Source organism: Symploca atlantica LB2515 (assembly GCF_052546295.1).
The window spans coordinates 4,423,832-4,439,754 of the sequence record NZ_JBQWMT010000001.1 but is presented as its reverse complement, the minus strand read 5'-3'; the positions used below and the strand labels follow the sequence as shown (position 1 = coordinate 4,439,754).

The 15,923-nt window shown below is 44.6% G+C and carries 10 protein-coding genes; 6 read left to right on the top strand and 4 right to left on the bottom strand.

The window, feature by feature from the left end; all coding sequences use genetic code 11:
- Positions 1–402: 402 nt before the first annotated feature.
- Both ACT7WV_RS18420 and thiL read left to right on the top strand, forming a co-directional pair.
- Positions 403–1,554, top strand: coding sequence for a peptidylprolyl isomerase (locus ACT7WV_RS18420; RefSeq protein ID WP_445105684.1), 1,152 nt, complete (start codon positions 403–405; stop codon positions 1,552–1,554).
- Between the two features lie 137 nt (positions 1,555–1,691).
- Entirely contained in the window at positions 1,692–2,732 is a 1,041-nt protein-coding gene (gene thiL / locus ACT7WV_RS18415) for a thiamine-phosphate kinase (protein ID WP_445104281.1), read from the top strand.
- A 203-nt stretch (positions 2,733–2,935) separates the two neighbouring features.
- Here thiL and ACT7WV_RS18410 read toward each other — a convergent pair whose 3' ends face one another.
- Positions 2,936–3,952, bottom strand: coding sequence for a type I glyceraldehyde-3-phosphate dehydrogenase (locus ACT7WV_RS18410; protein WP_445104280.1), 1,017 nt, complete (start codon positions 3,950–3,952; stop codon positions 2,936–2,938).
- A 933-nt stretch (positions 3,953–4,885) separates the two neighbouring features.
- Between ACT7WV_RS18410 and murC the strand changes: the two genes are divergently transcribed.
- The 3 genes from murC (at position 4,886) to ACT7WV_RS18395 (ending at position 8,764) form a co-directional block, all read left to right on the top strand.
- Positions 4,886–6,460 (top strand): UDP-N-acetylmuramate--L-alanine ligase, encoded by a 1,575-nt coding sequence (gene murC / locus ACT7WV_RS18405; protein WP_445104279.1) that lies wholly within the window; start codon positions 4,886–4,888, stop codon positions 6,458–6,460.
- A 277-nt stretch (positions 6,461–6,737) separates the two neighbouring features.
- On the top strand, positions 6,738–7,712 hold the full coding sequence (murB, locus tag ACT7WV_RS18400) for a UDP-N-acetylmuramate dehydrogenase (RefSeq protein WP_445104278.1): 975 nt from the start codon (positions 6,738–6,740) through the stop codon (positions 7,710–7,712).
- Between the two features lie 701 nt (positions 7,713–8,413).
- Entirely contained in the window at positions 8,414–8,764 is a 351-nt protein-coding gene (locus tag ACT7WV_RS18395; RefSeq protein WP_445104277.1) for a YbaB/EbfC family nucleoid-associated protein, read from the top strand.
- A 200-nt stretch (positions 8,765–8,964) separates the two neighbouring features.
- Here the strand turns inward: ACT7WV_RS18395 and ACT7WV_RS18390 are convergent, their stop codons facing one another.
- The gene (locus tag ACT7WV_RS18390) at positions 8,965–10,326 is read right to left on the bottom strand and encodes a hypothetical protein (protein ID WP_445104276.1); all 1,362 of its coding nucleotides are present in this window, start codon (positions 10,324–10,326) and stop codon (positions 8,965–8,967) included.
- A 62-nt stretch (positions 10,327–10,388) separates the two neighbouring features.
- On the bottom strand, positions 10,389–11,654 hold the full coding sequence (locus tag ACT7WV_RS18385; protein ID WP_445104275.1) for an RNA-guided endonuclease InsQ/TnpB family protein: 1,266 nt from the start codon (positions 11,652–11,654) through the stop codon (positions 10,389–10,391).
- A 563-nt stretch (positions 11,655–12,217) separates the two neighbouring features.
- Between ACT7WV_RS18385 and ACT7WV_RS18380 the strand changes: the two genes are divergently transcribed.
- Positions 12,218–12,709 (top strand): low molecular weight protein-tyrosine-phosphatase, encoded by a 492-nt coding sequence (locus ACT7WV_RS18380; protein WP_445104274.1) that lies wholly within the window; start codon positions 12,218–12,220, stop codon positions 12,707–12,709.
- Positions 12,710–12,842: 133 nt separating this feature from the next.
- Here the strand turns inward: ACT7WV_RS18380 and ACT7WV_RS18375 are convergent, their stop codons facing one another.
- Entirely contained in the window at positions 12,843–15,923 is a 3,081-nt protein-coding gene (locus ACT7WV_RS18375) for a CHAT domain-containing protein (protein WP_445104273.1), read from the bottom strand.

Here is a 15,923-nt window from a genome sequence, read left to right as displayed (position 1 = left end):
CTTGTTGAGGAACATCCCTCCAGTCCACCTTCCTCTTGTCAACTTCTAGAAAAGGTAGATCAGGGAAAAGCATTGTTTACTTGCCGGACAAACCTGGCTCGAGCAGTAGTAAATAGCGATGCCGAAACAGTATAAGTTAAGTAAGGCTTGTCCATAATAGTCTTGTGGCTATTCCTCAGGCAACAACCTTACCCTGGTAGGAGATAATAGCTCTCGAAAGTTAAGAGCTGGCCAAAAAAGGCAGTATAGCAATTTTTCAACCCCGCCCTTAAGGGCGAGGTGTGACCACGTTTACTGCCGCCCTCAATAGGGAGACGTGGCTCTCTCCTAGTCCCAACATTTCCACAAAGGGCTATGGATAAGCCTTAACCGTACTGGTGCGAAGCCTTCAGTTATATGTTTATGCGACTTGTAAAAATTTCTTGGCTTAACTGGGTTCAACCCTTGGCTAAGACCAGTCTTCTAGCATTACTCTTGGTTACACTATCACTGGGTCTTTCCGGTGCCTGGTGGAACTTTGGAGATGATCAACCGGCACGTGAAAGTCGATTAGCGGTAGGGAATGCGATTACAGATGGTAAAGCCTTGTTGCGTTATGCACTACCGATTGACAATCAAACAGTGCGGGATGTGCAAGCCTCTCTCGAAGATATTGCGATGCAACTGCGGAGTAAGCGCTGGAGTTCGATCAACAGGGATGTCACCAAAGCAGCAGTAATTTTGAGTAATCGCACTGATCAACTGTTGACCGGTATTCCAGAGAACCAAAAGCCACAAGCAGAAGCTTTGGTTGCTCAGATGAACGATGATATTGCCTTAATTAGAGAAGCTATCGAAGCAAAAGACAAAGAAAATGTTTGGATAATACGGGGTAAAATACTTGACCGAGTAGGTCAACTAGAACAAATGATGGTGCAAGGGTTTCCTTTCCAGGTGCCTTCAGAGTACAGCAACTTGCCCCAACTCAAAGGTCGGGCCACAGTGAAGCTATCTACAAACCAGGGTGATTTGACTGTAGTGGTTGATGGCTACAGTGCTCCCGTCACGGCTGGTAACTTTGTAGATTTAGTTCAGCGAGGTTTCTATGACGGTCTGGAGTTTACTCGTGCTGAAGATAAATTTGTAGTGCAAACTGGTGATCCTCCAGGGGAGGATGTCGGATTTGTTGATCCCACCACGGGCGAATATCGTGCAATTCCCTTTGAAGTACTCGTCAGGGGAGACGAAGAACCAGTCTATGGCATCACTCTAGAAGAGGCTGGTCGTTATCTTGACCCACCTGTGCTGCCTTTCAATGCTTACGGTAGTATTGCTGTGGCACGTCCGGGAAATGATCCGAATGGCGGATCTTCTCAGTTCTTCTTTTTCAAGTTTGATACGGAACTAACACCTCCTGGTTTTAACCTCATGGATGGTCGTTACGCCGTCTTTGGCTATTTGGTAGATGGCAAAGAAGTACTAGAGAAAATTAGAGAGGGTGACGTAATTGAGTCAGCTAAGGTTGTGGAAGGAGCTGGAAATTTAGTGAATTCTCCAACAGCTCAAGAAAGCTAAAAAAATAGCTAAGCCGGTGCTGGATAAGTAGTCCTAGCAGGGGTGATTAGTAAATCACTCTTGCTGGATTTATTGAGTGTAAGCTTTACCCCAGTTACTGGCAGTTAGGGCAATCAGTGCTTTCTGGAGCTTTTTTAATGGCTGATCAAGGTTTTTCTTTACTCGTACAGGATGTGGGGGAACAGGCTCTTCTGCAACGCTTGCAGCGCTTTTGCCCCCAGTCAGTTGTCGGGGATGATGCTGCCGTAATGCCTCTCAAAGATTTGGGTCAGTCTTTAGTAGCGACGACTGATGTCTTGGTGAATGGAGTGCATTTTAGCGATCGCACTACGAGTCCTGAAGATGCTGGTTGGCGAGCTGCTGCTAGCAATTTATCTGATTTAGCAGCTATGGGAGCATCTCCCCTGGGAATTACTGTCGGTTTGAGTTTAACTGGCAATGAAGAAATTAGCTGGGTTGAGCGACTCTACCAAGGTATTACTGACTGTTTAGGACGGTACAATACACCCTTGGTGGGAGGTGATGTCTGTCGTTCTCCTGTGGTGAGTCTTGCGATCACGGCTTTTGGTCAAGTTTTTGAAGATCGCGTTCTGCGTCGGTCAGCAGCACAATCAGGAGATGCTATTGTTGTTACTGGCATCCATGGTGCCTCGCGTGCGGGGCTGAAATTATTGCTTGATCGGGAAGCTGGAAAGCATCTCAATCAAGCTGAGAGAAATTCTTTAATTCTGGCTCACCAACGACCCCAACCCCGCTTGGACGTGTTGCCTTTACTTGATGAACTCTTCGATTCGTCACCTCGACTGTCTACTGGCAACAGCCATTTCTCCATAGCCGGGATGGATAGCAGTGATGGTCTGGCAGACGCTGTTTTACAAATCTGCCGTGCTAGTGGTGTCGGTGCAATCATTGACAAGAACTCTGTTCCCCAGCCCTCAGCCTTAAGTAAAATGACATCTCCAGACCAAGCATGGGATTGGATTCTTTACGGTGGGGAAGATTTTGAACTAGTTCTTTGCTTACCTACTGAACCAGCTAAGACCTTGGTAGAAAAGCTAGGTGAAGGAGGCGCATGTATCGGCTACATCACAGCAGAAAAGAAGGTCTTGTTAAGAGATAGTTTCGGCACTCATGCAGATGTTGAACTAACTTTGGAAGAGGGATTTCAGCATTTTTGAAGGACTCAACACTCTTTTTGTGGTGGATTGAGGTTTGTTAGGCTGCAATCTCTAACCTTCTCTACTCGTTGCTAGATAGTTCAACTACGGATCAAGAGCAAGTACAATTTTTTGTTTATTTAAGCTCACTTTGCTGACTTAGAAAACAAGTATCTGCATTCTAAGTCAGCTTCAAGTTAGCTATTTTTAGCTGTCAACTAAATCTAACTCTCCCACTTCTGGGCGATTAGTTCAGCCAAATCTACAACTCGCTGAGAGTAGCCCCACTCGTTGTCATACCAGGCAACAACCTTGACCAAATCACCACCCATGACCATTGTCAGACTAGCATCCACAATTGAAGAGGCATCATGACCTTTGTAGTCTGAGGAAACTAGCGGCAAGTCACTATATTCTAAGATTCCCTTGAGTGAACCTTGTGCAGCTTCTTTGAAAACATCATTTACCTGCTCAGCAATGGTGTTTTTCTCTACTTGAACTACCAAATCAACCACAGAAACATTAGGCGTCGGCACCCGCAAAGCGATGCCATTTAACTTGCCTTTCAGATCTGGAATTACCAAAGCTACTGCTTTAGCAGCTCCTGTAGAGGTAGGCACAATGTTCATGGCTGCTGCTCTTGCCCTACGTACATCTCGGTGGCTAGCATCCAACAGACGCTGGTCACCCGTGTAGCTGTGGGTAGTAGTCATCGTTCCTTTGATAATGCCAAAGTTTTCGTGCAGTACTTTGGCGAAGGGAGCAAGACAGTTAGTTGTACAGCTTGCATTACTAACAATATTGTGCTTGCCGTGATCGTATTCATGGTCATTGACACCCATGACGAAAGTACCGATATCTCCTCCTTTGCCTGGAGCAGTAATCAGTACTTTCTTGGCGCCTGCTGCTATGTGTTTGGCAGCACCTTCTTCGGTCACGAAGACGCCGGTTGATTCAATTACTAAATCAATGCCCCAATCAGCCCAGGGCAAGTTTAGCGGGTTGCGGTCTGAAACACACTTAATCGTTTTTCCATTAACCGTCAGGGAGTTGGTATCGGCACTGATCTCAGCGTCCAAAGTCCCCAGCATTGTGTCATATTTCAGCAGATGGGCATTGGTTTTTGGGTCAGAAGTATCATTGACTCCTACTAAATCTAACTGGCTATTTTCTCTAGTCAACCAGCATCTGGCGAAATTACGTCCGATGCGTCCGAAGCCATTGATCGCTACTCTAATCACTGCGTCTTGCCCTCTGTATTCAAGCTCGGCAAATAAATTTTCTTAATGAACCCGATCATATCGCAAAGATAGAAAATTTCTAAGGGCAGATTAATTTATTGGTAAAAGAAAATCAGATTTGTCCGTTACTGCTGAACACTCATCCGGGAAAATAATCAGTAATTTTTCAACCAGTTTCAGGCTAAGAGTACTGATACTCTGAGAGAAAATTATCGATCAAACATACTCCCAGCAAGAGTTTTAGCTCTGTAACAGCTTCCTTTGTTGATCTTTGATCGTTTGTCATCCTGCCCACTTGCTGTCGGTAGTAGTGGTAGTGTTTTGTGAGTTATGAGAGCAAAGTGATAATTTATGTTTATAGCAACTCGTTACGACTAACCTGTGTTTATTGTTGCTATTGTGTAGCTCGACCACTTGAGTGATTACTCTGGTATTGCACATTCGCAAGTTTAATTTGCAATCAACTTAAATATCTGTGAGAATCCCAGTCTCCCTGATGGTTCCATTTAGCCTGTACAACTACCATGTTTTGCACAGCTAAAACCCTCAAAGGCTACCTTAAAAGAGTCTCTGACCGTTCTAATAAACAAAAAATTCCCGATTAATGCCGATAAACTACAACAGAGATCAACCCCATCCCAGCGTGATTTTAACGGTGTATGTCTTTATTTTCAGTTTCCGGATAGAGAAGCATCTACTATGTTTAATTTAATAATGAAGAATCTTCTGTGCTTTCAAAGTCTGTCTTCAGGGATAAAACCGTAGGAAAATCTAGTGCAGCGTTAATGCAATATATAGCTAGTGAAATCTATCGCTGGCTAGAAAAATCTGATAAATCTCTACGTCGCTATACCTTGAAAAATCAATTCTTGATATGATAGCGCGTGTTATTGGCACAGTAGGCTTGCGTGGTGTGGTGTGTAAGGAGTTAAGATGCCGAATACTGTTGATCTTAGTGGAAAGCCATTTCATTTCATCGGCATTGGCGGAATAGGAATGTCAGCCCTTGCCTATATATTAGCAAAGCGTCAGCTACCCGTATCTGGCTCAGATATCCGCTCGACGCCTATTACTCGTCGTTTACAAGAAGTTGGCGCTCATCTGTTTGGCAATCAAGAAGCTACCAATCTCGAATTTTTTCGAGGGAAGGCGCAGCAAGTTTTCGATGAATTGCCAGCTACAGCCATTGGTCTTGGCTCAACCCAGGAACTATCTACCGAAATATCAAAACGGACTAAGTTCCTACCAACGACAAAAATATCCCCGGATTCGCCCCAAATCATTTGTTCTACGGCGATTAATCCGATTAATTCCGAATATCAAGAAGCCCTGAAACAAGGCTACCCAATTTTTCATCGCTCGGATTTGCTAGCTGCTCTGATTCGAGATTATCAAAGTATCGCTGTTGCTGGGACTCATGGTAAAACCACAACCAGTAGTTTGATTGGGTACATGTTGCTGCACTCCGGTCTAGATCCAACCATCGTTGTTGGTGGTGAAGTAGAGGCTTGGGAAGGCAATGCGCGGTTAGGGAAGAGTCCTTACCTCGTTGCTGAAGCTGATGAATCTGATGGTTCTTTAGCTAAACTATCTGCCACGATTGGCGTAGTTACCAATATTGAACTGGATCATCCAGACCACTACGAAAATTTAGAAGAAGTTATTGAAATCTTCGAGATTTTCGCTAAGCGCTGTCAAATATTGGTAGGTTGTATTGATTGTCAAACTGTGCGGGAATACCTCAAACCTCAGCTCAGCTACAGCTTGTACAAAGATACTGGCGCTGACTATAGCGTAGATTGTGTAGATTACCGTGCCGATGGTACTACAGCCCGAATTTGGGAAGGTAACGAAGTTCTGGGCGAGTTAAAACTACAACTGCTGGGCAAACATAATTTGAGTAACGCTTTAGCCGCAGTGTCGGTAGGGCGGCATCTGGGTCTAGCTTTTGACTCAATTACTTCAGGGATCGCTGCCTTTGAGGGAGCTAAGCGTCGATTTGAGCATCGAGGTCAGTGCAATGGCATTTGTTTTGTGGATGACTATGCCCACCATCCTAGTGAAATTCAGGCAACCTTGGCTGCTGCAAGGCTAAGAGTCAAAGCACCACGACGAATTGTTGCTATTTTCCAGCCTCATCGCTATAGCCGCGCCTTGGCGTTTTTGTCAGAGTTTGGCAAATCCTTTAGCGATGCAGATCTTGTAATTGTCAGTGACGTTTACAGCGCTGGTGAATCTAATCTAGGTCAAATTACCGATCAGCAAGTTTTTGAAGAGATTGCGGCTCATCACAAAAACGTGCATTACCAACCAACCCTAGATTCAATATCCCAGTTTCTTACCCAAATTCTCCAACCTGGAGACCTGGCTTTGTTTCTGGGAGCGGGCAATCTTAATCAAATCATTCCTCAAGTTATGGACTTCTACCGCGAGGCTGAGAAAGACAGGCTAGCAACAGCAGCCCCAGAAACTTTAACTCAGTCAACCAAACTTGAAAAATATCTTTGACTCTCAGCAGAAGCTAAGCGTAAGCTATGCGCTGCATGAAGCTATGCCAATTATTCAGTAAGAAACCTTGAGCGCAGCCACCTTGCTGCCATTCGGGTTTACCAAGCATAGCTCAAAGGAGCATAGCCTTAAGCCTAGCTTTCCTCGAAGGAACAAAAAAGTTAGGTTTTAGGGCTTTATTTAAAACTACGCCCTAGGCGCAGACTACACCAAAGCCCTAGAAAATCAGACATTTGACCTTCACCTTCAGTAATCGGCGTTTTTTTACGTATTAGATATGACTCTGTCCTGCGATTCCCCACGCTCCGCCAAGGCACTCACCTCGAAGAAATTGGTTTATAAGTCTCCGCTTTACGTACCCGGAACTGATTGCCCACTTCGCTCCCAGGAATCTTTAGCTAGTCTGACCTCCTTCCGAGTGGGAGGCCCTGCTGAATGGTATGTTGCTCCCCGACGCTTAGAAGATTTGCAAGCAAGTTTTGAGTGGGCTTATTCTCAAGGATTGGCTTTAACTCTCTTGGGTGCAGGTTCTAATTTACTGGTAAGTGATCGCGGCTTGCCTGGTTTAGTAGTGTCTACTCGCCATCTCAGGCAAAGCGAATTCGATGCGGACACAGGAAAAATTATTGCTGGTGCCGGAGAACCCATTGCTCGTTTGGCCTGGCGTGCTGCCGAACGTGGTTGGCAAGGAATGGAATGGGCAATTGGCATACCTGGTACAGTTGGCGGTGCTGTGGTGATGAATGCTGGTGCTCATGGCAGTTGTACAGCCAATCTCCTGCTCGATGTCGAGACTCTCTCTCCTACTGGCGAGGTGCAAAGGTTGACCCCACCGGAATTGGGCTTTAGTTATCGTACCTCTGGTCTGCAAGGCGGCGATCGCTTAGTTACCCAGGCAACGTTTCAGCTCAAACCCGGTGCCGACCCCAAACAGGTAAAAGCAGAAACATCCCACTGTTTACAGCAACGGCGCACTTCCCAGCCTTATCACTTACCTAGCTGTGGCAGTGTTTTCCGCAATCCTGATTCCCATGCTGCTGCTTGGCTAATTGAACAAATAGGTCTCAAGGGTTATCAAATCGGCGGTGCTCAAGTCGCTGAGCGTCATGCCAACTTTATCCTCAACTGCGGCGGAGCCAAAGCTAGCGATATCTTCCAAATTATTCACCATGTTCAGCAGCAAGTAGAACAGCATTGGTCACTACGGCTGGAGCCAGAAGTGAAAATCCTAGGCGAGTTTCAGACCGTCTAAGGATATAATCTACATTAACTGGCGTAAGCTAGGAATTAATAGAAATTGGGCGTTAGTCTTCCCAACCAATACTTTGTAATAGCATTTATCTATTTGAAGGGGTTTGGGGAAGCTATAAGCATGTCCTCGAACGAAGTGAAGGAACCCGCGCTATATTCGTAAAATTAGCGCTCTTGATACATGGACTCCCCCAACACCTAAGTGGTAAAGTAGACAGGATAAATACATAGGCTCACCAAGCTAGCTGGAATTGCTGCACCGTGAGTTGAGTAGCGAAAAAACGAAACAAAACTCAACTAGTACCCCTGGGCTAGGGGGAAGGGAAACTGCCTGTGCAGACGGTCTACCGGGGGCTGAAACGAGTAGATTTCAGCCTAGGCAAGTGTCAAAATCCCGGTAAGGGAGTAACCAGGAAATCTTCCAAGTGATTGGAGGAAGCCCGGGCTATATTCTTTGAATTAGCGACGGGAGGATGTCACGATGTACTTCGGAGTCTCGAAAGTAGATAACAGGAATGGATAGAATACCTGCGCTTGGGTAGACCATGGAAGCTTGCCTAAATGGAAGCTTGCCTAAGATGATCAAGAGTTCTAGCTCCCCATAATGCAAGACTTCTCAAGTGCGATACCTTTGGTTAGCCTCAGGTGGAACACTAGGAGTAGCGTCAAGTACCCGTCCAACTCAGATAGAGTCAACCATTTATGACAAAAGGACAAGGACAAGGATTTGGTTTCGGTTTAGGCAAAATGAAAGAACTAGCCGACGCATTCAAAAAAGCTCAACAGGTACAAGCAGGTGCTAAACAGCTCCAAGACGAACTGGAGCAAATGGAAATTGAAGGAACCAGTGAAGATGGTCTTGTCAAGGTAGTACTTAGCGGCAACCAAGAACCTCGTCGTGTGGAAATTGACCCAAAGGCAATTGACCAAGGAGCACCAGCTCTTTCAGAATCAGTAACTTCAGCGATGAAAGATGCCTATGATAAATCCACAGCTACCATGAGAGAACGGATGGAAGAGCTGACGAGCGGTTTGAACCTGCCAGGAATGTAACCGAAGGCAAAGCCTGTTAAGTGCCAAGGTTACGTTTTCTTTTCTATAGGTTCAAAGCCTTAGACAACCAGAATTGCTGCAAAGTAGCTATCTCAAGCTGGGGGTATCATTCTCTCAGCTTGGGTTTCTAGTTATTGCCTACACTGACTTTTAAAAGTACAGTGTAGGGGGTTGCTAGTTTTTTTGTGAAAACCTAGTTGTTACTTTTGTTGGGCAATTACCTGTAGCTTTGGCAGAGTCGTGAGCGTTTGATAAAATCGCTCAGACAGCAATAGATTAGCTTCTTCTGTCAAGTGAATAGCATCCGAGAAAGCCTGCTCTGGAAAGTCTTCATAAAGCCTGTAGAAATTTAGCGTTTTCACATTGTCGGGAAACCATGTCTGTAATTGCTGGCTAGCTTTTGCAAGTTCTGCATAGTTCTTCGATGTTTTTTCTCGATAACCTGCTCCCAATTGCTTCAAAATCTCCTGCTCCGGCGGTGAAATTTGCTTGGTGCCTCTACCAGTGATTTCTGGCTGCAGTGCAGTAACTAAGGGGATTCCAGTCCCTGACATTAGACTAATCATTTGCTTGTGATGATCGCGGTAGCGCTCAATTGTGCGCTGTAGTTGAGTTGTATCGGCGGCGAGATGTTGCTCTAGAGATCCAGTCTTCTCTGTCACCACTAAACTCAACTTACTCACTGACGGTTCAGGTTTGAGGATCCAGTATTGGAGCGCTTTAACTAAGTTGGTATTGGTGAGCCAATCCTGGAAATTCTGAGTGAGGTAAGTCAAAAAATGCCTCGGCGCGTTATTTAGGAAGGTATCAATATAGGGAATATTGGTTACGGCTTGCTCTGTAGGCAGCATCAAGTCTGTATATCCATCCATAACTACGACTGCATCTGGACTGTAGGGCATAATCTGGAGAGTCAACTGAGCCAACTCATTTCCAGAGGAATAGCCTGGTACAGCAGCATTAATAACCCGATACTCGCCGTCTAAGATTCTCGGTGGTAAGGCCAGGGCTTTTGCTAGGTCTGGCTTATAAAAAGGCAAAGTCGCAGGTCGGTATTTTTCTGGGGAGCGTCTTTGCTGAGCTACCCGTTTATTGAGACGATTTTCCAGAAAGCTGGCTATCGTGGCTTGATTGCTTTGACTGCCCTGACCAAAGGCAGCGGAACCCCCTAAAAGAAAAATCCGAATTTCATTATTGGGTTTGGCTAGGGGTACCGGGTCATCTTCTCGAAAACCCTGTGTATCGATACGCCAGAAATCGCTCTGCTGGTCTCCAACTAATCTGTAGCCCAGTACCGGACTGCGTTGGACAGCCAGTAGCCCACGATCCGGTAAGCCGTCATAGGGCTTTTGTTGTGGGCTGAGGAATTTGAGGCTGTAAGCAGTAACTTTTGCTGGTTCACCCTGGTAGGCTGCTAACTTAGTCTTATTGCCCGTAACGCTGACGAAGAAAACTGCCAACAACTCAAGAATGATCAAAATTAAGGGTATGGTCAGGAGAATTACTGGAAAAGGTAGCGATCGGCGGCGCTTTCGGTAGGGGTTGCGGCGCGATTTGAACATCAAATACTTTCCTCAAATCACCATTAAATTGTGAGATAAGTGACATCCTCCACGCCCAACCCTTAGTGGGTATGGACGTGGCTTCCTAAAATCGCTTCTAGGAAATTCCTGTCTCTTCCGGTGCCACCTAGACTGACAGAATCAGCCCCCGACGCATCCCGTCCACAGGCAATTTTTTCCACCGTCAGTCCGACGGCGGATACACCACGACTTCTAATCACTTGAGCGGCGGCTACGTCCCTATCTGTCTTGTAACCACAATCTGGACACTCATGTACTCGAACAGACAAGTTCTTGACCACGCGAGCATCACACTCAGGACAAGTCTGGGATGTCCCAGCCGCATCTACCTTGGCAAAATAAACCCCACGCTTCCAGCAAACCCAGGACAACAGTTCCAAAAACTGACCCCATCCAGCATCTAAAGTATGCTTTCCTAGCATTCCTTTTGCCATGGCTTTAAGGTTGAGCTGTTCTGCAAATATCATCCCGGCTTGGTCACAGAGGTGATGAGCCAACTTGAAGTGAAAGTCTTTTCTGGTGTCGTGTATTTTTTCGTGTATTCTTGCTATCTTTTTGACGAGTTTAGCTTTATTGTTCGACCATTTCTGCTTGTGCTTAAGTCGGCGTTGTAGCAATTTAAGCTTACGTGCCAAAGATTCAAAGAACTTGGGTCTTTTAATAGACTCACCATCAGATGTTGCCAAGAATTTTTCTAATCCGACATCAATCCCTAAAGGATGTCCTTGAGGTGGTGTGTCCGGAACATTGACATCAAGCTGCAACGACAGCATGATGTAATATCCCGATGCTTTCTTAACAACCCGTGCTTGTTTTAATTCAAAACCGTTAGGTATCGGTCGGTGCATATTTACCTCGACCTTACCTAACTGGGGAAGTTTTACCCAGCCTTTTCCCACGGGGGTTTTCAACATCTGAGGATAAACGAAAGACCGCATTTGACCAAATTTCTTAAAGCGTGGAAAACCATTTCCTTGGCGCTTCATATCCTCAAATGCGGTGTCTAGTTTCCTTAGTACTTGTTGAAGAACCTGAGCATTAACACGCCTCAATTCTTGATTAGTTTGCTTGGCAATCGTCAGTGCTTTTTCTTGAAAACTTTTGCTCGGATAAGGAGTGTCAACAGGGATGATGTATTCAGACCTAATTGAACAAGCATTAACCCTACACTTACGAGAATTAATCCAGTCTTTACGTTCCCGTAAAGCATAATTCCAGATCTGGCGACAGACATCTAATGTTTGTTTGATGATTGCCACTTGTTCTGGAGTTGGATTAATTTTGTAACCGTAAGTTAGGTTGAGCATGCTAATAGTTTAAGATGCCTACCAATACTTAGCAACTAGGTAGGTTGTCAATTTGAAGTACATTGAGTACCTCAAATTGGCTTGGGGGAGTCCATGTACCTACGCCCAACCCTTCGGGTATGGACGCAGCACTATAGCTCCCCCAAACCCCCTCGCCAAGGTAGGGGGACTTAATTATTTATAGGATGATTAGAGCAGAAGCCTTACCCATCAAAACTTGGCAAATATTGGCTGTCGCTGTGCTTAACCCAACCTACAACTAAAGATTATTTAATTAGGTTTCCCTACTTATACCCTCACAGCTAGAAGAAGCTTTTCAGTTTAGCGCAAAGTTTACTCTCCCTGACAATGCTCAAAATTGAGCATGATATTGGCATCATTGATCTTTAAAGTAACCATAGCATTGAGCAAATTCGTTGCTAGACTTAACACGAGCGCGGCTAGGAACCAAAAATACGAGGGTGAGAAAGTCAATTCTTTTGAGAGACTAGAGAGTGAAACTCGCCTTGCCCCACCACTAGCATTTGTTCCAGTTGCCTACAAAACTAAACAATATAATACCCATGCCCTGCAAGTTACTTTTTGTTTGTCTTGGTAATATCTGCCGTTCTCCATCTGCTGAGAACATTATGAATCACTTGATTGAACAAGCAGGCCTAAGCAAGGAAATTATCTGTGATTCGGCTGGTACTGGTGGTTATCACATTGGTTCTCCGCCGGATCGCCGTATGGCGGCAGCAGCGGCTAACCGTGGGATAATGCTTACAGGTCAAGCGCGGCAGTTTCACAAGTCAGATTTTGACAACTTTGACTTGATTTTAGCCATGGATCAGGATAACTATCAGGATATTCTCTCGCTAGATCCGGAGAGGAAGTATAACTACAAAGTGCTACTAATGTGCGAATTTGCCTCGTACCATGTTGAGCGAGAAGTCCCTGACCCCTACTATGGTGGTGCAGAAGGATTTAATAAAGTTATTGATTTACTACTAGATGCCTGTGAAGGTTTGCTACAACACGTAGTTAAGACTTATGCCTTAACAGCGAAAAACTAAGTAGCACCGCCTACTCTATATCCCCCAGTTAAAACATGGGGGTTTTAATTGGCTCTGATTTTTGTTGAACTTAATCTTTTAGCGCTAAGTGGAGGTTTAGGGAATTTTTGGTTGAACTCTCTACCTTCTTAGGTTAAGAGAACCCGTTTTCCAGATGAGCCTCTGGGTTAAGCGATTCACTATTGTTTGGCTCCGGGTTAAGCTCACTCAGCAAATCCCTGATAAAATCATCATCAATTAACTCATCTGCCATAAAGTCAGCATCCGTCGCCTCTAAGTTCAAACTATCAACAAAGAAGTTAAGAGCATCGTCTTCGTATTTTTCCCATTCAGTTATTGAGGATAAAGCTGACTCATCTTCAGTATTTAGAGAATCGCTGAGGGTTGTAGATGTTGCTCTTAATGGTGCTTCTTTTCTGTTAGGCGCTATAGTTGTCTCCTGGGGCTTAGGCAGAGCAAACATGTCCGCCCATTCTTCTCTAACTCCCTTAACGTTAGTCAAGAACCCGTCAAATTCTGGGTGTAGGTAAAGAACTGGTAAAGCCCAATAAAACTGGTTTGATCCATAAGCTGAAATCAGTCCCTGCCGTGATCGAGACAGGCTCAGATCGATCGGATATCCCTGATTGAGATTGCGGTAAAGTAGTCGCGTCAGGGTCAATGCTACTTCATCAGGGATCCGCTCTGCCATTGCCAAAACGCCGGGAATTCCCCGTTTGACCACAGCTTGGGCTAAGTTTCTTTCCAGCGAGTTCTCTTGGGCATCGGAGGTCACGCTATAGGCACCATAGCAAGAATTAAATACCGCTAATTGGACGCCATTATTCACCAGCAGTCCTGCCAAGTCATCACCGTTTAAGGTCTCAGTGAGACCTGTTTTGTGGCTTACTAAATAAACATCACCACCTGATTCCCCCATTTTAGAGTGGCCAGCGTAGTGGAAAACTTGATATTTTTCTTGCTCAAGAGCTTGAGTTAATTGCTCGCGTCCCGGCTGTTCCAAAATTGTCAGCTCAATTGCGGGTGGTTCGTTAGATGAACGGCTGCGGAGTTCCTCTTGCAGTTGACTAGCTTCTTCTAGGAGTTCTAGGCTTTCTTGATCAGAGGGACCAGCAATCACCATCAAAATTTTCAGGGGTTGGTCAGTTTTTGAGGGAGATGTTTTAAGGGGACGCATCAGTCTTGTCCCCACTTGATAGCGGGAAAAAGTAAAATCACTTCCTGTTGCTAGGGGATGATCACCGACATGAAGCACTTCCCAAGGCAGACTTGATAGACGGGTTCCTTTGAGCCCTAGGCGCAGTCGCAATACTAAGTGTTTATTTTGGGCGATCGCTTGGGCCATGATCCAGCTATCCCGGAGGCTTCCTTGAAATAAAGCATTGTAAAGTTGCTTGCCCAGAGCGACTAAATTGAGAGAGGAGGTAGTAACCTGGTTTTCTACTTCTGGCCAGAAACAGGTATCCCCGAAAAAGGCAATATTACCTTGAAGTAGACCTAATAATGGGTCATTCATCAGTTGTCGTGCCTGAGTGAACCAGTCGTCTACAGGCCAGCTAACTATTTCTTGAGCCGATGGTACTCCTGGTGTATATCCTTCAGTTCGCACGAGATATTCGTCATCTCCTAAAGGAGTTACGGAGATGTGAAAGTCTTGTATTAATGCGGCTTTAGTCTTAAGTTGGCTTAAATCCGAGGCGGTTAGTTGCTCCAAATTAAGAGGAGAAAGTAAAACCTTTTCTTCCTTGAGCATTTCAGTTTCATCTTCTGCTGACTCTTGCTTAATTTCCTCCCTTAATTTGTTCTTATCTGTGTGAAGCTTCTGTGCTATTGCTCTAGATTGCGGCGGATATTTATAATCAGTTTGCTGGCTTGATAGTTCTAGTAGCTCTGCGATCAGCTCTAGTAGCTTCACTAGCTGAATTTGTCCTGGTAAGCCGAGCAAAGTATCTGTATCTAATAAATTATCTTTCACAGAATCAGTGATTCTCTTGCTCAAATCTCCTGGATTCAGATAAGCCTGGGCAATCCAAGCTTGGACGCGTTTCACTTCAGGTTGTTGTTTCCAGTCGGGTGTATTGTGTAAGTAAGTTAACAAAAAACGCGCTAATCTGAGCAGACGTTGCCAGCCAAATTGATTTTCCAATTCCACCAATAATATATCTCGCACCAATGGCTCTACTTCAAACAATCCGTCATCAATAGGGCGGCATAAAGGTGAAAGAAGAAAATCGGTTTCAGCAACCCAAGGTATTTGTTGTTCACACAGAAAATTAACGTGGATTAAATTAATTATTTCTGGAGTGATAATTAGCGGGAAGGAGGCATGACAAGCTAGTAATAGATGCTTGGAACCAAAGCGGCGTTCAAAAGCTAATACTTCTTGCAAAGCCTCTTCTGAGAAACTTGCTTTTTGAGGAGAATCTAGAGGTTGATTTGTTGTTGCATCAAGATCTGGTTTTTTGATTGGCAACTGTGGTCTTAATTTATAGTTAACTTGCTTTTTGATTGAATTAATAAGAGATGGCGAATATTTTCTATGAACTTCAGATTGTTTTGTTTGATAATTAGTATTTTGGTATGGAAATCTTTGATGAAAAACTAGTTTTTCTGGTAGAGATTGACTACATTCATCTTTCTGTCTTCCATAGCTACTTGGTATTTGAGGAATTATCGTCTCTCCCCTAGCATCTGGCGTCATTGACGGCAGGGGGGAAAGCATCGAAACTTCTTCAAGGTTAGCTGGCACCAACTGCCAATTGTCAACTTCTGATTCGTCTTTTCTGGAATTGGAAACTATCTCCTCTGGAAAATAAGTGGATTTTCTATTACCTAAAAACGATTGTTTTAATTCCTGTTTTGTCTCTAAATTAGGATTAGGTTGTTTTTTAACTTTGGACGTAATGATGGATGTATTGGGAGGGACGGAGGATGAATTAGCTTTATTTAGGGAATTCACCCCTGGTGTAGAAGCAAAAGTAAGGGGTAAATAAGGCTCTACTAACTCAGCAAAAGCTATATCAAACAACTCCAAGTCTTCGCGGGATTTTGTCCACAGTAAACGAAACAATCCTTTGAAGTTAGTAATATCCTTACTTCCTACTCTGGATTGCATGACTTCAATTGCTGCGTGATAATCTGATGTGTCTAGTGGTATCCCCTGCCGACATAACCGCTCAAATACTGGAAATAGCAATAAATCCTGATCAACCAT